Origin of the sequence: Streptomyces sp. NPDC006691, assembly GCF_042869955.1 — a bacterium.
Taxonomy (GTDB): domain Bacteria; phylum Actinomycetota; class Actinomycetes; order Streptomycetales; family Streptomycetaceae; genus Streptomyces.
The window spans coordinates 278,349-299,510 of the sequence record NZ_JBIAGW010000007.1; the positions used below are offsets into that span (position 1 = coordinate 278,349).

At 71.8% G+C, this 21,162-nt stretch carries 19 protein-coding genes and 2 tRNA genes; 14 read left to right on the forward strand and 7 right to left on the reverse strand.

The genetic code is table 11. The features are described from left to right. Positions 1-25 precede the first annotated feature (25 nt). From ACFYNP_RS18720 to ACFYNP_RS18735, 4 genes are all read left to right on the forward strand, one after another. Complete coding sequence (locus ACFYNP_RS18720; protein ID WP_388786634.1) at positions 26-2,911, forward strand: UPF0182 family protein; 2,886 nt, start codon at positions 26-28, stop codon at positions 2,909-2,911. Between the two features lie 98 nt (positions 2,912-3,009). Continuing rightward, positions 3,010-3,083: transfer RNA gene (locus ACFYNP_RS18725), tRNA-Met, on the forward strand. A gap of 240 nt (positions 3,084-3,323) precedes the next feature. Further along, positions 3,324-5,156: a sel1 repeat family protein gene (locus ACFYNP_RS18730; RefSeq protein ID WP_388786517.1), complete on the forward strand. Its 1,833-nt coding sequence runs from the start codon at positions 3,324-3,326 to the stop codon at positions 5,154-5,156. Between the two features lie 76 nt (positions 5,157-5,232). Beyond that, positions 5,233-5,306, forward strand: a tRNA-Met gene (locus ACFYNP_RS18735). A 138-nt stretch (positions 5,307-5,444) separates the two neighbouring features. Here the strand turns inward: ACFYNP_RS18735 and ACFYNP_RS18740 are convergent. Next, a complete protein-coding gene (locus ACFYNP_RS18740) occupies positions 5,445-5,861 on the reverse strand; it encodes a Fur family transcriptional regulator (protein WP_053729883.1) in 417 nt (138 codons plus the stop codon). 126 nt (positions 5,862-5,987) lie between these two features. Between ACFYNP_RS18740 and ACFYNP_RS18745 the strand changes: the two genes are divergently transcribed. Next, the gene (locus ACFYNP_RS18745) at positions 5,988-7,457 is read left to right on the forward strand and encodes a catalase (protein WP_388786520.1); all 1,470 of its coding nucleotides are present in this window, start codon (positions 5,988-5,990) and stop codon (positions 7,455-7,457) included. A 100-nt stretch (positions 7,458-7,557) separates the two neighbouring features. Here the strand turns inward: ACFYNP_RS18745 and ACFYNP_RS18750 are convergent, their stop codons facing one another. Both ACFYNP_RS18750 and hisN read right to left on the reverse strand, forming a co-directional pair. Beyond that, positions 7,558-7,956, reverse strand: coding sequence for a cyclic nucleotide-binding/CBS domain-containing protein (locus ACFYNP_RS18750; RefSeq protein WP_388406621.1), 399 nt, complete (start codon positions 7,954-7,956; stop codon positions 7,558-7,560). Positions 7,957-8,208: 252 nt separating this feature from the next. Next, positions 8,209-9,015, reverse strand: coding sequence for a histidinol-phosphatase (hisN, locus tag ACFYNP_RS18755; RefSeq protein ID WP_388786523.1), 807 nt, complete (start codon positions 9,013-9,015; stop codon positions 8,209-8,211). Positions 9,016-9,171: 156 nt separating this feature from the next. Here hisN and ACFYNP_RS18760 point away from each other — a divergent pair, with 156 nt between their 5' ends. Continuing rightward, entirely contained in the window at positions 9,172-9,789 is a 618-nt protein-coding gene (locus ACFYNP_RS18760; protein WP_388406627.1) for a TetR/AcrR family transcriptional regulator, read from the forward strand. Positions 9,790-9,835: 46 nt separating this feature from the next. Here ACFYNP_RS18760 and ACFYNP_RS18765 read toward each other — a convergent pair whose 3' ends face one another. From ACFYNP_RS18765 to ACFYNP_RS18780, 4 genes are all read right to left on the reverse strand, one after another. Continuing rightward, positions 9,836-10,159 (reverse strand): multidrug efflux SMR transporter, encoded by a 324-nt coding sequence (locus tag ACFYNP_RS18765; protein WP_100575099.1) that lies wholly within the window; start codon positions 10,157-10,159, stop codon positions 9,836-9,838. A 97-nt stretch (positions 10,160-10,256) separates the two neighbouring features. Continuing rightward, on the reverse strand, positions 10,257-11,270 hold the full coding sequence (rsgA, locus tag ACFYNP_RS18770) for a ribosome small subunit-dependent GTPase A (protein ID WP_161252297.1): 1,014 nt from the start codon (positions 11,268-11,270) through the stop codon (positions 10,257-10,259). Positions 11,271-11,285: 15 nt separating this feature from the next. Beyond that, on the reverse strand, positions 11,286-12,611 hold the full coding sequence (gene aroA / locus ACFYNP_RS18775) for a 3-phosphoshikimate 1-carboxyvinyltransferase (protein WP_388406631.1): 1,326 nt from the start codon (positions 12,609-12,611) through the stop codon (positions 11,286-11,288). Between the two features lie 26 nt (positions 12,612-12,637). Further along, positions 12,638-13,339, reverse strand: a complete 702-nt coding sequence (locus ACFYNP_RS18780) for a M50 family metallopeptidase (protein WP_388786526.1) — start codon at positions 13,337-13,339, stop codon at positions 12,638-12,640. 233 nt (positions 13,340-13,572) lie between these two features. Here ACFYNP_RS18780 and ACFYNP_RS18785 point away from each other — a divergent pair, with 233 nt between their 5' ends. The 8 genes from ACFYNP_RS18785 (at position 13,573) to def (ending at position 21,099) form a co-directional block, all read left to right on the forward strand. After that, positions 13,573-14,427 carry an SOS response-associated peptidase gene (locus tag ACFYNP_RS18785; RefSeq protein ID WP_388786529.1) on the forward strand — a complete coding sequence of 285 codons (855 nt, stop codon included), beginning with the start codon at positions 13,573-13,575 and terminating at the stop codon, positions 14,425-14,427. 44 nt (positions 14,428-14,471) lie between these two features. Further along, positions 14,472-15,107: an alpha/beta family hydrolase gene (locus ACFYNP_RS18790; protein ID WP_388786532.1), complete on the forward strand. Its 636-nt coding sequence runs from the start codon at positions 14,472-14,474 to the stop codon at positions 15,105-15,107. A 258-nt stretch (positions 15,108-15,365) separates the two neighbouring features. Beyond that, positions 15,366-16,010, forward strand: coding sequence for a sigma-70 family RNA polymerase sigma factor (locus tag ACFYNP_RS18795; RefSeq protein WP_167157084.1), 645 nt, complete (start codon positions 15,366-15,368; stop codon positions 16,008-16,010). Next, positions 16,007-16,321, forward strand: coding sequence for a mycothiol system anti-sigma-R factor (gene rsrA / locus ACFYNP_RS18800; protein ID WP_100575009.1), 315 nt, complete (start codon positions 16,007-16,009; stop codon positions 16,319-16,321). The genes ACFYNP_RS18795 and rsrA overlap by 4 nt, the downstream gene beginning before the upstream one ends. A gap of 287 nt (positions 16,322-16,608) precedes the next feature. Next, positions 16,609-18,054, forward strand: a complete 1,446-nt coding sequence (locus ACFYNP_RS18805) for an HD-GYP domain-containing protein (protein WP_388786637.1) — start codon at positions 16,609-16,611, stop codon at positions 18,052-18,054. 1 nt (position 18,055) lies between these two features. Further along, positions 18,056-19,312, forward strand: a complete 1,257-nt coding sequence (locus tag ACFYNP_RS18810) for an HD-GYP domain-containing protein (protein WP_388406642.1) — start codon at positions 18,056-18,058, stop codon at positions 19,310-19,312. A 117-nt stretch (positions 19,313-19,429) separates the two neighbouring features. Then, positions 19,430-20,410 carry a hypothetical protein gene (locus tag ACFYNP_RS18815; protein ID WP_100575012.1) on the forward strand — a complete coding sequence of 327 codons (981 nt, stop codon included), beginning with the start codon at positions 19,430-19,432 and terminating at the stop codon, positions 20,408-20,410. A gap of 56 nt (positions 20,411-20,466) precedes the next feature. After that, on the forward strand, positions 20,467-21,099 hold the full coding sequence (gene def / locus ACFYNP_RS18820) for a peptide deformylase (protein WP_388786535.1): 633 nt from the start codon (positions 20,467-20,469) through the stop codon (positions 21,097-21,099). The last annotated feature ends 63 nt before the right edge of the window (positions 21,100-21,162 follow it).

Here is a 21,162-nt window from a genome sequence, read left to right on the forward strand (position 1 = left end):
CGAGGTGCGCACCTTGGCTTTCCAGATGCCGGACCGCGGCTCAGGCCCGTCCGGGCCACGGATCAGAGTCGGCCGGCCGTCCCGCCGGGCCAGGACCCTGCTCATGACACTGGGCATTCTGGCCGTGCTCGCCATGGCCTTCGTCATGTTCGCGGGGTTCTGGACCGACTGGCTCTGGTACCGCTCGGTCCATTACTCGTCGGTCTTCACCACCCAGCTGTGGACGAAGATCGGACTGTTCCTCGTCTTCGGACTGCTGATGGCCTTCGCCGTCGGCCTCAACATCTGGCTGGCGCACCGGCTTCGGCCGCCGCTCAGCGCGATGTCCCTGGAGCAGCAGAGCCTCGACCGCTACCGGATGGGCATCGCGCCGTACAAGAAGTGGATGCTGCTCGGGATCACCGCGCTCATCGGGCTCATCGCCGGCGCCTCCGCCTCGGGGCAGTGGCGCACCTGGCTGATGTGGGTCAACGGGGTGCCGTTCGGCCAGAAGGACCCCCAGTTCAAGCTGGACGTGTCGTTCTACGCCTTCGACCTGCCCTGGTACCGCTTCATGCTCGGCTTCGGCTTCGCCGCCGCCGTCCTGTCGCTCATCGCCGCAGCCCTCACCCACTACCTGTACGGCGGGCTGCGCATCACCAGCCCCGGCGCGCGCGCCACGGGCGCGGCCACCGGGCACCTCTCGGTGCTGCTCGGCGTCTTCGTGATCCTGAAGGCCGTGGCGTACTGGCTGGACCGGTACGGACTCGCGGTCAAGTCGAGTGACTTCAAGGCGACCAACAAGTGGACGGGCCTCCGGTACGTCGACGCCAACGCCTATCTGCCGGCCAAGACCATCCTGTTCTGCATCGCGGTCATCTGCGCCGTGCTGTTCTTCGCGACGCTGTGGCGCCGCACCTGGCAGCTGCCCGTCATCGGCTTCGGCCTGATGGTGCTCTCGGCGATCCTGATCGGCGGGCTCTACCCGGCGATCGTGCAGAAGTTCCAGGTCGAGCCCAACGAGCAGGCCAAGGAAGCCCCGTACATCCAGAAGAACATCGATGCCACCCGCAAGGCGTACGACATCGACAACACGGACGTGCAGAAGTACAAGGGCACCACCGCCGCCAAGGACAACCCGAAGCTGCGCTCGGACGCCGACTCGGCGGCCAGCTACCGGCTGATCGACCCGAACGTCGTCTCGCCCGCCTTCCAGCAGCTCCAGCAGGAGCGCAAGTACTACCAGTTCCCCTCGACCTTGGACGTGGACCGGTACAAGGACAAGGACGGCAAGGAGCAGGACACGGTCATCGGGCTGCGCGAGCTCAATCTCAAGGGCATCGACAAGCGCAACTGGATCAACGACCACTTCACCTACACCCACGGCTTCGGCGCGATCGCGGCCAAGGGCACCAGCGTGGACGTCAACGGCGCGCCCGACTTCACCGAGTCCGGGCTGCCCACCAGCGGCCAGCTCGCCTCCGACTACCAGCAGCGCATCTACTACGGCGAGAAGACCGACCAGTACTCGATCGTCGGCGGGCCCCAGAAGGAGCTCGACTACGAGAGCGAGGGCAAGGGCCAGGTCACCACGAGCTTCGAGGGCAAGGGCGGCGTGAGCCTCTCCAACCCCTTCAACCGGGCCGCGTACGCGGTCACCTTCAACGAGCCGCAGATCCTGTACTCGGGAGCCATCGGCAAGGGCTCGAAGATCCTCTACAACCGCACCCCCAAGGAGCGTGTCGAGGCGGTCGCCCCCTGGCTGACCATCGACGGGGACGCCTATCCCGCGGTCGTGGGCAAGCGCATCCAGTGGGTCGTCGACGCGTACACGACGACCAACGGCTATCCCTACGCCTCGCGCACCACGCTCGGTGAGACCACGACGGACTCGCTGACCAACAACCAGCGGGCGGTGGTGGCCCAGGAGAACCAGGTCAACTACATCCGCAACTCGGTGAAGGCGACCGTCGACGCGTACGACGGCACGGTCACGCTGTACCAGTGGGACGACAAGGACCCGGTCCTCAAGACCTGGATGAAGGCGTTCCCCGGCACGGTGAAGGCCAAGTCCGCCATCCCCGACGAGCTGCTCTCGCACCTGCGTTACCCGCAGGACATGTTCAAGGTCCAGCGCGAGCTGCTGACCCGCTACCACGTCACCGACCCCGCGCAGTTCTACAGCGGCAGTGACGCCTGGCAGGTCCCGGACGACCCGACCAACAAGGACAACAACGCGGTTCCGCCGTACTACCTGTCCATGAAGATGCCGGGGGCGGAGTCGCAGGGGAAGATGTTCTCCCTGACGACGACGTTCACGCCCAACGGCCGGCCCAACCTGGGCGGGTTCATGGCGGTCGACGCGGATGCCGCGAGCAAGGACTACGGCAAGATCAGACTGCTCCAGGTCACCGACAACGTGCAGGGCCCGCAGCAGGTGCAGAGCAAGCTGAACGGCCTGCCCGAAGTCGCCGAGTTCGTACGGAACCTGAGAGGCACCGACTCCGAGATCGACTACGGGAACCTGCTGACCGTACCGCTCGGCGGGGGCTTCCTGTACATCGAGCCGGTGTACGCACGCGGTGGCAGCGCCAACTACCCGCTCCTGAAGAAGGTCGGCGTCGCGTACGGGGACAAGACCGCCTTCAAGGACAACCTCGCGGACGCGCTCAGCGCGGTGTTCGGCGCCGACGGGGCCACCCCGCCGCCCACGACGACGCCCCCGACCACCCCACCCCCCACCACGCCCCCGACCACCGGCGACGCCAATGTGAACCAGGCCATCAGCGACGCCCAGAAGGCGTACGACGACGGCCAGGCGGCGCTCGCCAAGGGCGACTGGAAGGCCTACGGCGACGCCCAGAAGGCGCTCCAGGACGCGCTGAAGAAGGCGGCCGACGCGGAGGCGAACGCGACCAGGCCGAAGAGCTGACCCGCCCGACCGGGGCCGGCCGGACCGCCTGACCGGGGCCGGCCGGATCGGCCCCGGTCAGGCGGCCGCCTCCACCGTGGTAGCGTTGGGTTCACCGACGCGGGGTGGAGCAGCTCGGTAGCTCGCTGGGCTCATAACCCAGAGGTCGCAGGTTCAAATCCTGTCCCCGCTACTCACCGACGAGGGCCCGGATCCTTTCAAGGATCCGGGCCCTCGTCGCGTTCGCGTCAAGGTCACCGAGGCTGTCCGACGGCCGGTGGCTGGAACCCTTCGGCGTGAAAACCGGTCTTGTCCAAGGGAGTTGGCACCAAAGGGGTTTGGTGTGTCTCTCTGTGGGCATGTCGACAAAACGCTGAAGTGACCTCACTGGCTGCGGTATACCAGGTGTACGCGGGTTGCGGGTGGTGCGACGATGGTATTTATGGGGGACAGGGCAACTCTGTTGGAGACAGGGCGGTTTGTGCAGACACGCTCCGATGAGGATGCTGACACCGCTGACGCCGAGACCGAGGCGCGGCACCGGCGTGGCGCCGACAACGGCGACGCCGAGTCGATGAGCGTCCTCGGCGCCCTGCTGCTGCGCCGCGGTGACCTCGACGGCGCCGAGCCCTATCTGCGCGGCGCCACCGCGGAGGGTGACCGGGCCGCGGCCAACAACCTCGGAGTCCTGCTCCACCAGCGCGGCTACACCGACGAGGCGGCCGGCTGGTGGCGCATCGCCGCCGTCGCCGGATCCGCCGCCGCCGCCCACGCGCTCGGCCGCCACTACCGCGAGCGGGGCGACGAACCCGCCGCCGAGTACTGGCTGCGCCAGTCCGCCGAGCAGGGCCACGCCCTCGGCGCGTACGCGCTCGCCGACCTCCTGGAGCACCGCAGCGACGTCGGCGCCGAGCGCTGGCTGCGCGCCGCCGCCGAGCAGGGCCACCGCGAGGCGGCCTACCGGCTCGCCCGGCTGCTCGACGGGCGTAGCGGCGGCGAGGCGTCCGGCGAGGGCCCCGGTGACATCGCTGTCGAACAGGTGCCGGAGGAGGAGGGCGCGTCCGACGAGGCCGAGCCCTGGTACCGGCAGGCCGCCGCCCGCGGCCACCGCAGGGCCGCCCTGCACCTCGGCGCGATCCTGGAGAAGCGCGGCGAGCTGAAGGAGGCGGGCCGCTGGTACCTGACCTCCGCCAAGGACGGTGAGGCCAAGGCCGCCTGTGCGCTCGGCTTCCTGCTGCGCGACGCCGGCGACGAGGAGAGCGCCGCCGTGTGGTGGCTGCGCGCCGCCCAGGACGGCGACGGCAACGCGGCCAACGCGCTCGGCGCGCTGCACGCGGCACGCGGTGAGCAGCAGACCGCCGAGCGCTGGTACCGGGCCGCGATGAGCGCGGGGGACGTGAACGGCGCGTACAACCTGGGTCTGCTCTGCGCCGCCCAGAACCGCACGGCCCAGGCCGAGCAGTGGTACCGCAGGGCGGCCTACTCCGGGCACCGCGAGGCCGCCAACGCGCTCGCCATCCTGCTGCTCCAGGCCGGCGACGCGACCGGTGCCGAGCCCTGGTTCTCCAAGGCCGCCGAGGCCGGCAGTGTGGACGCCGCCTTCAACCTCGGCATCCTCTTCGCCGGCCGCGACGACGACCGCACGGCCCTGAAGTGGTACGAGCGGGCGGCTGCCGCCGGGCATACCGACGCCGCCCTCCAGGTCGGCATCGCGCTGCTGCGGGACGGCGAGGAGCAGGCGGCCGAGCGGCACCTGCGCTGCGCGGCGGGCGGCGGCAGCGCGGAGGCCGCGTTCCGGCTCGCCAGCCTCCTCGACGCCCGCCAGCCCCCGCCCGGACCGCCGGTGCTCGGTGAGCCGCTGGGTGAGAAGACCGAGTGCGAGGAGTGGTACGAGCGGGCCGCACAGCAGGGCCACCGCCGGGCGCAGGTGCGGGTCGGCATGCTCGCGGCCGCCCGCAACGACCTGGAGGCGGCCGCGCGCTGGTACGGGGAGGCCGCCGAGGCGGGCAGCCGCAACGGCGCCTTCAACCTCGGCCTTCTGCTCGCCCGCGAGGGCCGCGAGCGCGAGGCCGCCTTGTGGTGGACCCGGGCCGCGCATGCCGGACACGGCCGGGCCGCGCTGCGCCTCGCCCTGCTCGCCGCCCGGCACGGTGAGCTGTCCGAGGGGCAGCGCTGGTGCGCGAGGGCGGTCGAGCTGGGCCCGGCGGAGGTCGCCGAACGGGCGGCCCGACTGCGCGAGGCGCTCCACCAGGAGCTCACGGCCTAGTCCTGGCGGGGGCTCCGGTGGCCGGGCGGACAGATTTGCGCTGGTCCACGGCGTCCCGTAAGGTTGTGTTCACCGACGCGGGGTGGAGCAGCTCGGTAGCTCGCTGGGCTCATAACCCAGAGGTCGCAGGTTCAAATCCTGTCCCCGCTACTTGCAGGCTGAGGCCCGAATCCTTTGGGGGATTCGGGCCTCGGTCGTATGCGTGCGTCGTCGACGAGGCGGCAGAGAAGAAGCCCTCCGGCCACCGGCCGGAGGGCTTCTTCGCGTGGTGGGATCAGGCCGCAGGGGTCAGGCCGCCGCGCAGTTCGGGCAGGTGCCGCGGTAGGTGACCTCGACGGCCGCGATCGTGAAGCCGAAGCGCTCGGTGTCGGGGAGGTCGGCCAGCGGGTTGCCCTGCGGGTGCACATCGCGGATCGCGCCGCACTGGGCGCAGACCAGGTGCTGGTGCGGCCGGTGCGCGTTCGGGTCGTAGCGCTTGGCGCGACGGTCCGTGGAGACCTCCAGGATCTCGCCGAGCGTCACCAGCTCGCCCAGGGTGTTGTAGACCGTCGCCCGGGAGATCTCGGGCAGCCGTTCCACGGCTCGGGCATGCACTTCGTCCGCCGTCAGGTGGACGTGGTCGCCGTCGAGGACCTCGGCCACCACGCGGCGCTGTGCGGTCATGCGCCAGCCGCGGCCGCGCAGTCGCTCCAACAGGTCACTCATGGACATCAGCCTAACAGGGGGAAGGGCCAGTCCCGAATCGGTGTGGGTTTGGATGCTTGCTTGACTTAGACAATGTCCATTGTAGGATCGAGCCCAGGCTCAGGCCGAGGGACAGGACTCGCAGGAATGACGCAGGAGGCGCACGTGACACAGGGACCGCTTACGACGGAGGCCGGCGCGCCGGTCGCCGACAACCAGAACAGCGCGACCGCGGGCGCCGGCGGTCCGGTCCTGATCCAGGACCAGTCGCTCCTGGAGAAGCTCGCCCACTTCAACCGCGAGCGCATCCCGGAGCGCATCGTCCACGCCCGTGGCGCCGGTGCGTACGGCACCTTCACCGTCACCCGTGACGTGACCCAGTGGACGCGCGCCGCGTTCCTCTCCGAGGTCGGCAAACAGACCGAGACGTTCCTGCGGTTCTCCACCGTGGCCGGCAACCTCGGCTCCGCCGACGCCGTGCGCGACCCCCGCGGCTTCGCGCTGAAGTTCTACACGGAGGAGGGGAACTACGACCTGGTCGGGAACAACACGCCCGTCTTCTTCATCAAGGACGCCATCAAGTTCCCCGACTTCATCCACACCCAGAAGCGCGACCCGTACACGGGCAGCCAGGAAGCCGACAACGTCTGGGACTTCTGGGGCCTGAGCCCCGAGAGCACCCACCAGGTGACGTGGCTCTTCGGTGACCGCGGCATCCCGGCGACCCTGCGCCACATGAACGGCTACGGCTCGCACACGTTCCAGTGGAACAACGAGGCCGGCGAGGTCTTCTGGGTCAAGTACCACTTCAAGACCGACCAGGGGATCAAGAACCTCACCCAGGACGAGGCCAACAAGCTCGCCGGTGAGGACCCGGACAGCCACCAGCGCGATCTGCGCGAGGCCATCGAGCGCGGGGACTTCCCGTCCTGGACCGTGCAGGTGCAGATCATGCCGGAGGCGGACGCGGCGACGTACCGCTTCAACCCGTTCGACCTCACCAAGGTGTGGCCGCACGAGGACTACCCGCCGATCGAGATCGGCAAGCTGGAGCTCAACCGCAACCCGGAGAACATCTTCGCCGAGGTCGAGCAGTCCGTCTTCAGCCCGGCGCACTTCGTGCCCGGCATCGGTCCCTCGCCGGACAAGATGCTCCAGGGCCGGCTCTTCGCGTACGGCGACGCCCACCGCTACCGCGTCGGCATCAACGCCGACCACCTGCCGGTGAACCGTCCGCACGCCACCGAGGCGCGCACCAACTCCCGTGACGGCTACCTGTACGACGGCCGGCACAAGGGCGCGAAGAACTACGAGCCCAACAGCTTCGGCGGCCCCTTCCAGACCGACCGCCCGCTGTGGCAGGGCAGCCAGGTCACCGGGGTGACCGGCACCATCGCGGCCCCCGTGCACGCCGAGGACAACGACTTCGTGCAGGCCGGCAACCTCTACCGGCTGTACTCGGAGGACGAGAAGGCCCGGCTGATCGACAACCTGGCGGGCTTCATCGCCAAGGTCTCGCGCGACGACATCGCCGAGCGCGCTATCAACAACTTCCGCCAGGCGGACGGTGACTTCGGCAAGCGGCTCGAAGCCGCGGTCCAGGCCCTCCGCGGCTGATACGCGGTCGCCTGCCGAAGGTGGACAGAAGGCCGGACTCCGTCGTGGGTCCGGCCTTCTGGCGTGCCGGGCCGCGGCTGCCCCGGTCGCGGGGGTGGCCTCAGCCGGCCAGTGCGCTCTCGCGGCGGGCCGGGGCCCAGCAGCGGATGATGTCGCGGACCGAGACGACACCGACCGGTCCGTGGTCGTCGAGCACGATCAGGTGCCGGAAGCCGCCGTGGGTCATCGCGTCGGCGGCCTCGGCCAGGGTCCAGGACGGCGCCGCGAAGACGACGTCGGTGGTGGTGTGCTTGCTGGCCGTCTCGTGGTCCGGGTTCTGACCCAGGCCGACGGAGTTGAGGATGTCGCGCTCGGTGAGGATGCCGAGCCCGCTGGTGTCGGGGTCGAGCACGACGGCCGCGCCGACCCGGCGTGCGGACATCAGCCGGGCTGCTTGGCGGAGGGTGTGGGCGGGACCGATGGTGAGGACCACCGTGCTCATGGCGTCACGGACGAGCATGAAGGGAGCCACCTCCTTGGTGGATTCGTCTCCCGGCGCGGCGAACCGAGCCCGCTCCGGAAGGAATTCACAAGTTCACAAGTGGGGGAACTCCTAGAGTTGCATCCGGACCGCCCGTCAACAAGGGGCTGGTAGAGGCCAGTTGAGGGGCGCGTAAAAGTACGACTCACGCCCCTCGTGCGCCTCAGTGATGAGGTGTGCCTGCCGCGACGAGGTCCAACTCGGCCCCGGCGTACGCCTGATGACGACTCGTCAGGACTGCGGGGCGTCCCCGAGGTAGCCGATCAGTTCCTCGTGGAGCAGACCGTTGGAGGCCGCCGCGTTGCCGCTGTGCGGGCCCGGCCGGCCGTCGAGGCCGGTGAAGACGCCACCGGCCTCCTGCACCACGATCACGTTCGCCGCCATGTCCCACAGGGACAGCTCCGGCTCCGCGCAGAAGTCCACCGAGCCCTCGGCGACCATCATGTACGGCCAGAAGTCGCCGTACGCCCGGGTCCGCCAGCACTCCCGGGTCAGGTCCAGGAAGTCGTCCAGCTTGCCCCGCTCCTCCCAGCCGCCGATCGAGGAGTACGCGAACGACGCGTCGGCCAGCTTGGAGACGCTGGAGACCTTCAGGCGGGTCGCCGAGGTCAGGCTGCGACCGGTGAACGCGCCGTGGCCCTTCGCGGCCCACCAGCGCCGGTTCAGGGCGGGCGCGGAGACGACGCCGACGACCGGCTGGAAGCCGTTCTCGCCCGCCTCCATCAGCGAGATCAGGGTCGCCCACACCGGCACGCCCCGGACGTAGTTCTTGGTGCCGTCGATCGGGTCGACCACCCAGCGCCGCGGGCCCGTGCCCTCCAGGCCGTACTCCTCGCCGAGGATCGCGTCGCGTGGCCGCGCGCGCTGGAGATGCCCCCGGATGACCTCTTCGGCCGCCTTGTCGGCCTCGCTCACCGGTGTCATGTCCGGCTTGGTCTCGACCACCAGGTCGAGTGCCTTGAACCGGTCCATGGTGGCGGCGTCGGCGGCGTCCGCGAGGACGTGGGCGAGACGCAGATCGTCGTGATAGTCGGGCATGGTCACCACCGTAGCGACCGTCCGCGGTGCGGGCCACGGCGCCCGCACTCCGGAACGCCCCCGCGCCCGCCCCCGGCGCCCCTTGACACTCCCGCCGGGCACGTCAACTCTGAACGCGGAGCCGCTCGCAAGGCCGCGGGGGCTCGGGAGGCGACCATGCCCACAGCGCGGGAATCCTTGCTGGACGCCGCTCTCTCGGCGCTCGCGGGGCTGCCCTGGTCCGGAGTCAGGATGGTGGACGTGGCGTCCGCCGCCGGGGTCTCGCGGCAGACCCTCTACAACGAGTTCGGCAGCAAGGAGGGCCTGGCCAGGGCGCTGGTGCGCCGGGAGGCCGATGTCTACCTGCGGGGCGTCGACCGGGCGCTCGCCGAGCGGGGCGGCCCCGCCGAGCGGATGGTCCAGGTCGCGGAGTGGACGCTCGGCTCGGCCCGCTCCAGCGCTCTGGTGCGGGCGCTGCTCACGGGCTGCTGGAGCGAGCGCCTCCCCGCGCCGTCCGACCGGGCCGTCGTGGCCGTCTCGCCGGTACCCGCGCAGCGCCGCGCCGACGCCGGGGTGCCGGGCCCCGGCGAACTCGTGGCCGTCGTACGGGACCGGGCGCTCGCGGCCCTGGAGCAGCAGGTGCCGGGCGCGGACCCGGTGGAGCTCGGCCGGTACTGCGAGACGGCGGTGCGGCTCGGCCTGTCCTGTGTGGTGGCCCCGCCCGGGCGCGGCGAGGGGCACGCCGGATACATCCGCGCGGTGCTCGCGCGGCTCCCGGTACGTGCGGTGGGGTAGCCGACTACGGGATCTGACGCTCCCTCAACTTGCTTGAGGGGGCGGATCAGTGGGCCGAGCCGGAGATCTGGAGCCCGATCACGCCAATGATGACCAGCGAGATGGACACCAGTTTGAGGGTGGAGACCACGTCACCGAGGAAGACCATGCCGTAGATCGCGGTACCGGCGGCGCCGATGCCGGTCCACACCGCGTACGCCGGACCCACGTCCAGTTTCCGCAGCGACAAAGTGAGCAGACCGAACGAGCCGAGCGCGAACGCGGCGAAGGCGATCGTCGGCCACAGCCGGGTGAAACCGTGCGACAGCTTGAGGCAGACGGCGAAGCCCGTTTCCAGGATTCCCGCCACCACGACCAGCAGCCACGCCATGTCCAGGGCCTCCACAACGCATCGTCGTCGCTGACTGCATGGTCAACACTTGGTGCGATTATGCAACGGAGGCCCTGCCCACGCCCCTGGAAACGGGTCAGTCGCCCTCGCGTCGCTCCCTCGTGGCGAGCAGTCGGCGCAACGAGTACAGCCGGGCCGGATCGGCGTGGCCGTCCGCCACCCACTGGTCGAGCGCGCACTCCGCCTCGTCGTGGCTGCACGCGCGCGGGCAGTTCTCGGTGCCCGGTACGAGGTCGGGGAAGGCCAGGATCACCCGGGACGGGTCGACGTGGTGAAGCCCGAAGGACCGCACGCCCGGGGTGTCGACGACCCAGCCGCCGTCCGCGCTGTCCAGGGGCAGCGCGAGTGCGGACGTGGTGGTGTGCCGGCCGCGCCCGGTGACCGCGTTGACATGGCCGGTGATGCGCCGCCGCGCCTCCGGGACCAGCGCGTTGACCAGGGTCGTCTTGCCCACGCCGGAGTGGCCCACGAACGCGGTGACCTTGCCGTGCAGTTGCTCCCGCACCCGGTCCGCCGCGTCGCCCTCGTACAGCTCCTCGCGCGAGGTGACCACGTACGGGACGCCCAACGCCCCGTACATCTCCAGGAGTTCGTCGGCCGGAGCCAGGTCCGACTTGGTCAGGACCAGGAGCGGGGTGAGCCCGCCGTCGTACGCGGCCACCAGGCAGCGGTCGATGAGGCGGGGGCGCGGCTCGGGGTCGGCGAGCGCGGTGACGATGGCGAGTTGGTCGGCGTTGGCGACCACCACGCGCTCGTACGGGTCGTCGTCGTCGGCCGTGCGCCGCAGGACCGAGGTGCGCTTGCCGATCCGTACGATCCGCGCGAGCGTGTCCTTCTTGCCGGACAGGTCGCCCACGATGTCGACCCGGTCGCCCACCACCGCCGCCTTGCGGCCCAGCTCGCGGGCCTTCATGGCGTGGATCGTGCGGTCCCCGACCAGACAGGTCAGCCGGCCCCGGTCGACGGTGAGGACCATGCCCTCGGCCGCGTCCTCGTGCTTGGGGCGGATGCTGGTGCGGGGGCGGTTGCCCTTGGGGTTGGGGCGGACGCGGATGTCGTCCTCGTCGGGGTTCTTGCCGTAGCGGCGCATGATCTTAAGTCCCGCTCAGCTTCCGGACCCCGCCAGCATGGAACTCCACATGTCGGGGAAGTCGGGCAGCGTCTTGGCCGTGGTCGCCACGTTCTCGATCTGGACGCCCTCGACGGCGAGGCCGATGATCGCGCCGGCGGTGGCCATGCGGTGGTCGTCGTAGGTGTGGAAGACACCGCCGTGCAGCGGGCGGGGGCGGATGTGCAGACCGTCCGCGGTCTCCGTCACATCGCCGCCGAGCTCGTTGATCTCCTTGGTGAGCGCGGCCAGGCGGTCCGTCTCGTGCAGCCGCAGATGGGCCACGCCGCGCAGCGTCGAGGGGGAGTCGGCGAGAGCCGCGACGGCCGCGATGCCCGGGGTCAGCTCGCCGACCTCGCTCAGGTCCACGTCGATGCCGTGGATGCGCCCGGAACCGTTGAACACGAGCCCGCGGTCGGCCAGTTGGCAGGTGCCGCCCATCTCCGTGAAGATCCCGCGCAGCTGGTCGCCGGGCTGGGTGGTGCGGGCCGGCCAGTCGGGGATGACGACCGTGCCGCCGGTGACGAGGGCCGCGGCCAGGAACGGCTGGGCGTTGGACAGGTCCGGCTCGACGGTGAGGTCGCGGCCGAGCAGCGCCGAGTGCGAGACCCGCCACACGTTCGGCTCACCGCCCGTCTCCGGCTCGTCGACCTGGGCGCCCACGCAGCGCAGCATGTCGACCGTCATCCGGATGTGCGGCAGGGAGGGCAGCGTGGCGCCCACGTGCCGGACCTCGACGCCCTGGTTGAAGCGGGGCGCGGAGAGCAGCAGGGCCGAGACGAACTGGGAGCTGGAGGAGGCATCGATCTCCACCCGGCCGCCTTCGAGGGCGCCCGCGCCGTGCACGGTCATCGGGAGCGCGCCGCGGCCGTCGTCGTCGATGCGGGCGCCGAGCGCGCGCAGGCCGTTGATGACACCGCCCAGCGGGCGCTCGTAGGAGCGCGGGTCGCCGTCGAAGCGGACCGGGCCGTCGGCGAGCGTCGCGACCGGGGGCAGGAAGCGCATGACCGTACCGGCGTTGCCGACGTCGACCGTGGCCGGGCCGTGCAGGCCGGCCGGGATCACGCGCCAGGCCTCGCCCGAGCCGTCCGGGCCCACGCCCTCCTCGATGCCGACGCCGAGGGTGCGCAGCGCCTCCGCCATCAGCAGGGTGTCGCGCGAGCGCAGGGGGCGGCGCAGCCAGCCGGGCTCGGCGGCAAGCGCGGCCAGGACGAGCCCGCGGTTGGTGACCGATTTCGATCCGGGCACGGTGACCGTCGCGTCGACGGTTCCGCTCGCGAGGGGGGCGGGCCAGAGGGCGGGGTGCACGGGCGTTTCGGTCATGGCCCTTACTTTAGTGGGGCCGCGCACTAGAGGCCGAGCAGCCAGCGGCCGCCGCCGATCAGGGAGCACACCGAGACGGCGTGGAAGAGGAAGAGCCAGAGCGCCGGTGGTACGTGGGTGAGCCGGGCGAGCTGGTCGGCGTCCGAGTCCCCGTCGTTGTACCGGCGCCGCTTGCGCTGGAGCTCGAACGCCGGGCGCACCCCGCCGAGCAGCAGGAACCACACGGCGGTGTAGGCGAACGCCGACTGGACGTCCGGTCCGGTCAGCCACGAGACGAGCAGGAACGCGGCGCCGGTGAGTACCACGGTCAGGACGCCGTACGCGTTGCGGATCATCACCAGCATGGCCAGGAGCAGCGCGGTGGCCAGCCACAGGAAGAGCGTGACGTGGTGCGCGGCGAGCAGCCAGGCGCCGCCGAGGCCGAGCAGCGGGGGAGCGGTGTACCCGGCGGCGGCCGTGAGGATCATCCCGAGGCCGTGCGGCTTGCCCCGGCTCACGGTCAGGCCGCTGGTGTCGGAGTGCAGCCGGATCCCGTCCAGGCGGCGCCCGGTGACCAGGGCCATCAGGCCGTGGCCGCCCTCGTGGGCGATGGTGATGGCGTTCCGCGAAAGCCGCCACAGGCCGTGCGGGACGACGAAGACGAGTGCGGCTATGCCGGTCGCGACCACCAGCCACGGGGCCGGGGCGCTCTGGGTGCCGAAGAGCTGGAAGTCTTGCAGGGCGGACATGTCTGGGACGGCTCCTCACGGGGGACGGACGCCGTGGCAGTCTGGCACCGGGCACCGCGCTGGCGTGTGGCGAGTAGGACGAACGGTGCGGTGCCCGGGGTTCCCGCCGTCGGCCCCCGGCCCCGGTCTGCCACCCTGGGACGTGTCCGGGCCGGCCCAGCGGCGCGGACGGGCGACACGGCGACACGGCCGCACGACCGAACGGGACGCGGCCCGGAGGGGAGAAGCCCCAGATGTGCGGCAGGTATGCGGCGAGCCGGAGTCCCGAGGACCTCTCGGGCATCTTCGAGATAGAGATGGGGGTCCCCTCTGGCCGGGCGGAGCCGAGCCCTGGGGGGAGGGAGCCGGCCGAGGCCCTGGAGCCCGACTTCAACGTGGCTCCGACCAAAGAGGTCTACGTCGTGCTGGAGCGTCCCCTCAAGGACGCCGACGATCCCCGTCCGGTGCGCCAGCTGCGCAGGCTCAGGTGGGGGCTCGTCCCCTCGTGGGCGACATCACCCGAGGGTGCGGCCCGGCTGATCAACGCGCGGGCCGAGACGATCCATGAGAAGCCGTCCTTCAAGAAGGCCTTCGCCGCGCGCCGCTGCATCATCCCGGCGGACGGCTACTACGAATGGGTCACCGGCGCCGGGGAGCGCGAGCTGGAGGTCGAGGGGAAGAAGAAGCGGCCCCGCAAGCAGCCGTACTTCGTGACCCCGGCCGACGGATCGGTCTTCGCGATGGCGGGTCTGTACGAGTTCTGGCGCGACCGGACCCTGCCCGACGACCACCCCTCCGCTTGGTGGGTGACCTGCTCGGTGATCACCACCGAGGCCGAGACGGGCCCCTTGGCCGTGGCGCCCGCCGAGGGCCCGGGTTCCCTCGCCGAGATCCATCCCCGGATGCCGCTGATGCTGACGCCGGACCGCTGGTCGTCGTGGCTCGACCCGGCCCGGGTCGACACCGAGGAGCTGCGCGGACTGCTCGCGCCGCCGCCCGAGGGCCTCATGCGGGCCTACCCCGTCTCGACGGCGGTCAGCAACGTCCGCAACAACGGGCCGGAGCTGTTGACGGAACTGGCGGGCCCGGAGGAGGGCACGCTGTTCTGACCGCCCTGCCCGGGCCCGGCTGTCGCGCGGGGCAGGATGGCCCCGTGACCGACAGCGAGATCATCGAGACCGGCGCGGGGGACGCGCGCATCACCTGGCACCCCGCGAAGAAGGCCCGCCTCGTGCTGGCCGTGAGCCACGGCGCGGGCGGCGGCATCGAGGCCCGTGACCTCCAGGCACTGGCCGGCGCGCTGCCGCCGCTCGGTGTGAGCGTGGCCCTGGTGGAGCAGCCCTGGCGGGTGGCCGGCAAGAGGCTGGCCCCGGCCCCGAAGACGCTGGACACCGGGTGGCGGGAGCTGTGGCCGGCCGTCGCGAAGAAGGGCCTGCCCGTCGTCGCGGGCGGCCGCAGCGCCGGGGCGCGGGTGGCCTGCCGCACCGCGGCGGAGCTGGGCGCGGCCGGGGTCCTCGCCCTGAGCTTCCCGCTGCACCCGCCGGGCAGGCCGGAGAAGTCCCGGGCGCCCGAGCTGCTCGGCGCGGGCGCGCCCACCCTCGTGGTGCAGGGCGGCAACGACCCCTTCGGGAAGCCCGCCGAATTCCCCGAAGGGGCGTACGGGCTCGTGGAAGTGCCGTTCGCCGACCACGGGTTCGCCGTGCCCAAGCGCGCCACCCTCACCCAGCGGGAAGCGCTGGACGTGATCACCGGGTCGGTCGGCGCATGGCTCGCCGGTCTGCCCCTCTGACCCTCCGTCGGCCCCGGGAATGCGCGGTGCGGGGCCGCTGTTATGGCGGACGTAAGGGATACGCAGACCAGCTGTGGAGAGGGAGTCCGTCGCATGGGTTCGACCATCTGCCCGAGCCGCAAGGCCGCCTCTGACCTGGAGTGGACGGTGCTTTCCGCGGCCAGGACCGCTCCTGTTCGAGCGGCGGGCGGAGCGGATCGTCGTCTATCCTCCGATTCGAGTGGGTCCGCATTCGGACCCGTCACACCGTTCGAGGAGGTGGGTCCGGTCACAGGGACCGACGACGGCCACGTGGAAGAGACCACCGCCGAGCGCAACGCGCGCTTCGAGCGGGACGCGCTCGGCTACCTCGACCAGATGTACTCCGCGGCCCTGCGCATGACGCGCAACCCGGCCGACGCGGAGGACCTGGTCCAGGAGACGTACGCCAAGGCGTACGGGTCCTTCCACCAGTTCCGCGAGGGCACCAACCTGAAGGCTTGGCTCTACCGGATTCTCACCAACACGTTCATCAACTCCTACCGGAAGAAGCAGCGCGAGCCCCAGCGCAGCGCCGCCGAGGAGATCGAGGACTGGCAGCTCGCACGCGCCGAGTCGCACATGTCCACAGGTCTGCGCTCAGCCGAGTCGCAGGCACTCGACCACCTGCCCGACTCGGACGTGAAGGCGGCCCTCCAGGCCATCCCGGAAGAGTTCCGCATCGCCGTGTATCTCGCGGACGTAGAGGGCTTTGCGTACAAGGAGATCGCCGACATCATGGGTACACCCATCGGTACGGTGATGTCCCGACTGCACCGGGGCCGCCGCCAGCTGCGCGGAATGTTGGAGGACTACGCCCGTGACCGCGGGCTCGTCCCGGCCGGCGCCGGCGAGTCGGACGAAGCGAAAGGCTCGGGCTCATGAGCTGCGGAGAGCCGCACGAGACGGACTGCTCTGAGGTCCTGGACCATCTCTACGAGTTCCTCGACCACGAGATGCCCCCCACGGACTGCGACAAGTTCGAGGTGCACTTCGAGGAGTGCTCGCCGTGCCTGGAGAAGTACGGTCTTGAGCAGGCCGTGAAGAAGCTGGTGAAGCGCTGCTGCGGCTCGGACGACGTGCCGAGTGACCTGCGGTCCAAGGTGATGGGCCGGATCGATCTGATCCGCTCCGGCCAGGCCGTGCCGGAGCAGGACGTCGTCACCGGAGAGGTTCCGACGCTGCGTCCCGAGTGACCCGGGTCCCGAGTGCCCCGGCCGTCCGCCGCTGTGACGCGGACGATCAAGAACGGTGAACTGCCGCCCCCGGCAGGACAGTTGAGAGCGGCCCCGGCCATCGGCCCGGGCCGCTCTCCGCTTTCCCCGCGACGCGTCACCCGAAGGTGCTAATCCGGGTGGCCCGAAACGGCCTATTCCGACCATGCGCCTGAACGCCGCCGCCCACGGGCCTATCCTCGCGAAGCCGTACGCAATGGACTGCCCGGGCGGATGGGGAGGTGGGGGCCATGGCGGAGTCGAGGGGACTGCGGGACGTTCCGGTCGGCGCGCGCCTCGCCGTCGCCGGCGCAGCCGTGGGGGCGGGCGCCTGCGCCCTGCCCGTCGTGCGCGGGGACGTGCCCTGGGCGGCCGTCGCCCTGCTCGCGGGCCTGTACGCGCTCTGCGAATGGCCGGCCCGCTGCCCGATCCTGGCCGGCCGGGTCAGTGTGCCGATCGCCTCCGGCTCGTTCTTCCCGGTGCTGCTCGCCGCCGTCTTCCTGCTCCCGCCGCCCGCCGCCGCCCTCGTGGCGGTGCCGGGTGCGCTCATCGCGTACGTCGAGGACGAGCCGCGTCGGGTGCGCCGGGCCTGGCGGGCCGCCGAGCTCGCCATCGCCGCCGCCGCGGCGGCCCGCACCCATCAACTCCTCGGCGGGCGTGAGGCGTTGGGCGGCGGCAGCTCGGCGGCGGCCCCCGACTTTCCGTACGCCCTGCTGCCCGCGGCCGCCGCCGCCCTCGTCTTCTGCCTGGTCCTGACCGCGCTCGACGGCCTCATCCTGGCCACCGCCGAGCGCCGCCCGGTGCGCACCGCCTGGCGCGGTCTCCTGCTGCGCTCGCTCGCCCCGCACTGTGTGCACGGGCTCGCCGGACTGATGATGGCGGTGCTGTGGCGCAGCCGCTTCGGGCCGCCCGCGGCGCTGTTCGTGCTGCTGCCGATGTACATCTCCTGCTGGGTCTTCGCCCAGTACCAGCGCGAGCGCGCCGCCCACCAGGCCACCATCCGCGCCCTCGTCCAGGCCGTCGACATCAAGGACCGCTACACCCGCGGCCACAGCGAACGCGTGGGCCGCGCCTCGGAGATGATCGCGCGCGAACTCGGCATGGAGGAAGGGCGGTTGGAGGTCATCCGGTTCGCCGGGATCCTGCACGACGTCGGCAAGCTCGGGGTGCCGACCCGGGTCCTCAGGAAGGACGGGCCGCTCACCCCCGAGGAGCGGGCGGTGATCGAACTGCACCCCGAGTACGGCCACGAGATGGTGCGCGGCATCGGCTTCCTCGGCGAGGCCCGCGGCGCGATCCTGCACCACCACGAGCGGCTCGACGGCAGCGGCTACCCCTACGGCCTGGCCGGCGGCCAGATCCCCGAGGCCGCGCGCGTGGTGGCGGTGGCCGACGCGTTCGACGCGATGACCTCCACCCGCTCCTACCGGCGGGCCAGGCCCGTCGCCGCCGCCGTCACCGAGCTGGAGCGCTGTGCGGGCGCGCAGTTCGACCCCCGGATGGTGGCGGGCCTGGTGCGGGCGCTGTCCCGGTACGGCTGGCACGCGGAGGTGACCGCGGACCGGCCCGCACCTTCGGCCGCGCGCGGAAACGTGCCTCCACCCCGGCCGGCCCACGCCCCCGAGGCTGACCCGGGTCCGGGTCCAGGTCCGGACCGCCCCGCCGGACCCGCGCGGCGCCCCGAGCCCCGCCCCTCCGACGTCCGGGGGGCCTGACATGGCGCCCCGGCCGCCGGCCACCGCGCTCGCCGTCCACGCCCTCGCCGGGGCGCTCGGCGTCTGGGCGATCTGGGCGACCCTGCGCGACGGGCTCGCCGACCCCGGCACCGCGGCCGCCTTCGGCACGCTCATCGCGGTGGGCGAGCTGGCCCGCTGGGGCGCGCGGGAGGGCGAGCGGGATCCGGCGCCGCTCGCCTCCGCGGGAGCGCTCGGCTACGCGCTGCTCGGCGAGAACGCCGGGCGCGCCAGTGGGCACGGGGTGCTCCAGGTGATCGCCGTGGTGGTCGCCTCCGCGCTGCTGGGATCCGTACCGCACGTGGCCGCCGGACGCGGGCCGCGCCCGGACCAGGCGGCCCGGCGGGTGCTCACCGTCGCGTTCGCCGCGGTCTGCTTCCAGCCGCTGTACAACTCCGGACTGCTCGACGACTGGTTCGGGCGCGGCCCGTACTTCGCGTTCGTCCTCCTGCTGCTGCTCCTGCTCACCGCGCTGTGCGACGCGGTGGTGGCCGCGCTGCTCCTGCGCGCCCGTACGCGCTACCCCTTCGGGCCGCTGCTCCGGGACGAGCTGCGCGGACTGCTCGGCATCGCCTCCGCGGTGTGTGCGACCGGCACCGTGATCGCCCTGGCGGTCGCGGTCGCCGGGCTGTGGGCGCTGCCGGTGTTCTGTGTGCCGCTGCTCCTCACCCAGCTGGCCTTCCGGCGGTACGCGGCCGTGCGGACCACCTACCGCCAGACCATCACCTCACTGGCCCGCGCCACCGAGATCGCCGGGTACACCGAGCCGGGCCACGCCCGCCGGGTCGCGGAGCTCAGCCGGGCCGTCGGACGCGAGCTGGGCCTGTCCGAGGGCGAGCTGACCGTCCTGGAGTACGCGGCCCTCATGCACGACATCGGGCAGCTCTCGCTGCTCGACCCGGTCCCCGCCGGGGCCACCGCCCGGCTTCCCGCGGCCGAACAGCGCCGGATCGCGCTGCTCGGCGGCGCGGTGGTGCGCCAGACCGGGGTGCCGTCCGACGTGGCCCTCATCGTCGAGCGGCAGGCCGACCCGTACCGGGAGCAGCCGCTGCCCGCCCGGATCGTCCGGGCGGTGAACGCCTACGACGATCTGGCGGAGGGTGCGGAGGGGCCCGGCGGGTCCCTGAACGCACTCGAACAGCTGCGTCTGGGCACCGGCCACGACTACCATCCCCAGGTTGTCGAATCCCTGGCACGCGTGCTGGCCCGAGGCTGTCTGACCCGGGTGCCTCCTGGGTAACCCAGGAGTAATGAGCGGCCTTCCGGCCGGGCATGGTTGGATGCGAAAAGAACCCAGAAAACTGGGAGACCGTAAGACCGACCCGGTAGTCGGGGCCGGTCTGGGCAGGCGGGAATCGTGAGGATCTTCGGCAAGGGACGGCACCGGCCCTCCGCCTCGTGGCGGCAGGCCACAGACCGTGCGTTCACGCTGATCGGCGACGGCCGGTACGAGGACGCAGGGGCGCTGCTGACGCGCGCGGCGGACCTGGAGCCCTGGCTGTCCGAGTCCTGGTTCAACCTGGCGCTCCTGCACAAGTTCCGGCACGACTGGGAGCAGGCACGGGCCGCCGGGCTGCGGGCCGTGGCCCTGCTCGACAAGGAGAGCGGCGCCCCCGACTGGTGGAACGTGGGCATCGCGGCCACCGCCCTCCAGGACTGGCCGCTGGCCCGCCGCGCCTGGCAGGCCTACGGCCTGAAGGTGCCGGGCGAGGCCACCGGCAGCGGCGAGCCCGTCGGCATGGAGCTGGGCAGCGCCGCCGTGCGCCTGTCGCCCGAGGGCGAGGCCGAGGTGGTGTGGGGCCGCAGGCTGGACCCGGCCCGGATGGAGGTCCTCTCCATCCCGCTGCCCTCCTCGGGCCGCCGCTGGGGCGAGGTCGTGCTGCACGACGGCGTCCCGCACGGCGAGCGCGTCACCGCCGCCGGGCCGTCCTTCCCGGTCTTCGACGAGATCGAGCTGTGGGCGCCCTCACCGGTGCCGACCTGGGTGGTCCTCCTGGAGGCCGCCACCGAGACCGACCGGGACGCCCTGGAGCGCCTCGCGGCCGACGCCGGCTTCGCCGCCGAGGACTGGTCCTCCTCCGTACGCCTGCTGTGCCGGGCCTGCTCCGAGTCGGAGATGCCCAGCGACGAGGGCGACGGCGAGCACCTCGACCCGCACGACCACAGCGAGCCCGGCCACCCCGGACCGCTCGGCCACCGCACCAACGGCGACCTGTGGGTCCCCGAGCGCGAATGCGGCATCGCGGCCCCCGCGGGCCTGGTGCGCGGCCTGCTCGACGGCTGGGTGGCGGACAACCCGGACAGCCGGGAGTGGCGTGATCTGGAAGAAGTCTGCTGAACCGGCCTTAGGCTTGTACGGATCGAATCGGGTTTTCAGGAAGGCGTACGGCGGACATGGCGCAGCAGGAGACGGACCAGCAGGTCGCGAACGACGGGTTCGTCGTGGACACGGAGGACTGCGAGGCGCGTGAGCTGGCCTACCGCGAGCGCGGCACCGCCCGCCCGGTCACGGTCGTCGGCAACCCGGTGCTCCACAAGGAGTGCAAGGACGTCACCGCCTTCGACGGCGAGCTGGCCCGGCTCATCGACGACATGTTCGCCAGCCAGAAGGCGGCCGAGGGCGTGGGCCTCGCGGCCAACCAGATCGGCGTGGACCTGAAGGTCTTCGTGTACGACTGCCCGGACGACGACGGCGTGCGGCACGTGGGCGTCGTCTGCAACCCGGTGCTCGAAGAGCTCCCGGCCGAGCAGCGCGTCCTGGACGAGTCCAACGAGGGCTGCCTGTCCGTGCCGACCGCGTACGCCGAGCTGGCCCGCCCCGACTACGCGGTGGTCAGCGGCCAGGACGCCGAGGGCAACCCGATCAAGGTGCGCGGCACCGGCTACTTCGCGCGCTGCCTCCAGCACGAGACGGACCACCTGTACGGCTACCTGTACATCGACCGCCTCTCCAAGCGCGACCGCAAGGACGCGCTGAAGCAGATGGCGGAGGGCACCCCGCGCTACGAGACCGTGCCCAACGACTGACGTACACCACCAGCGCGTCGAGGCCCCGCTCCCCCCGAGGGAGCGGGGCCTCGCACGTGATGG

What these genes read in the sequence shown, in the direction of transcription:
- ACFYNP_RS18720 (WP_388786634.1), top strand. Translation starts at nt 26, where the DNA reads ATGCCGGACCGCGGCTCAGGCCCGTCCGGGCCACGGATCAGAGTCGGC.
- ACFYNP_RS18730 (WP_388786517.1), top strand. Translation starts at nt 3,324, where the DNA reads ATGGTATTTATGGGGGACAGGGCAACTCTGTTGGAGACAGGGCGGTTT.
- ACFYNP_RS18740 (WP_053729883.1), bottom strand. Translation starts at nt 5,861, where the DNA reads ATGAGTGACCTGTTGGAGCGACTGCGCGGCCGCGGCTGGCGCATGACC.
- ACFYNP_RS18745 (WP_388786520.1), top strand. Translation starts at nt 5,988, where the DNA reads ATGACGCAGGAGGCGCACGTGACACAGGGACCGCTTACGACGGAGGCC.
- ACFYNP_RS18750 (WP_388406621.1), bottom strand. Translation starts at nt 7,956, where the DNA reads ATGCTCGTCCGTGACGCCATGAGCACGGTGGTCCTCACCATCGGTCCC.
- hisN (WP_388786523.1), bottom strand. Translation starts at nt 9,015, where the DNA reads ATGCCCGACTATCACGACGATCTGCGTCTCGCCCACGTCCTCGCGGAC.
- ACFYNP_RS18760 (WP_388406627.1), top strand. Translation starts at nt 9,172, where the DNA reads ATGCCCACAGCGCGGGAATCCTTGCTGGACGCCGCTCTCTCGGCGCTC.
- ACFYNP_RS18765 (WP_100575099.1), bottom strand. Translation starts at nt 10,159, where the DNA reads ATGGCGTGGCTGCTGGTCGTGGTGGCGGGAATCCTGGAAACGGGCTTC.
- rsgA (WP_161252297.1), bottom strand. Translation starts at nt 11,270, where the DNA reads ATGCGCCGCTACGGCAAGAACCCCGACGAGGACGACATCCGCGTCCGC.
- aroA (WP_388406631.1), bottom strand. Translation starts at nt 12,611, where the DNA reads ATGACCGAAACGCCCGTGCACCCCGCCCTCTGGCCCGCCCCCCTCGCG.
- ACFYNP_RS18780 (WP_388786526.1), bottom strand. Translation starts at nt 13,339, where the DNA reads ATGTCCGCCCTGCAAGACTTCCAGCTCTTCGGCACCCAGAGCGCCCCG.
- ACFYNP_RS18785 (WP_388786529.1), top strand. Translation starts at nt 13,573, where the DNA reads ATGTGCGGCAGGTATGCGGCGAGCCGGAGTCCCGAGGACCTCTCGGGC.
- rsrA (WP_100575009.1), top strand. Translation starts at nt 16,007, where the DNA reads ATGAGCTGCGGAGAGCCGCACGAGACGGACTGCTCTGAGGTCCTGGAC.
- ACFYNP_RS18810 (WP_388406642.1), top strand. Translation starts at nt 18,056, where the DNA reads ATGGCGCCCCGGCCGCCGGCCACCGCGCTCGCCGTCCACGCCCTCGCC.
- def (WP_388786535.1), top strand. Translation starts at nt 20,467, where the DNA reads ATGGCGCAGCAGGAGACGGACCAGCAGGTCGCGAACGACGGGTTCGTC.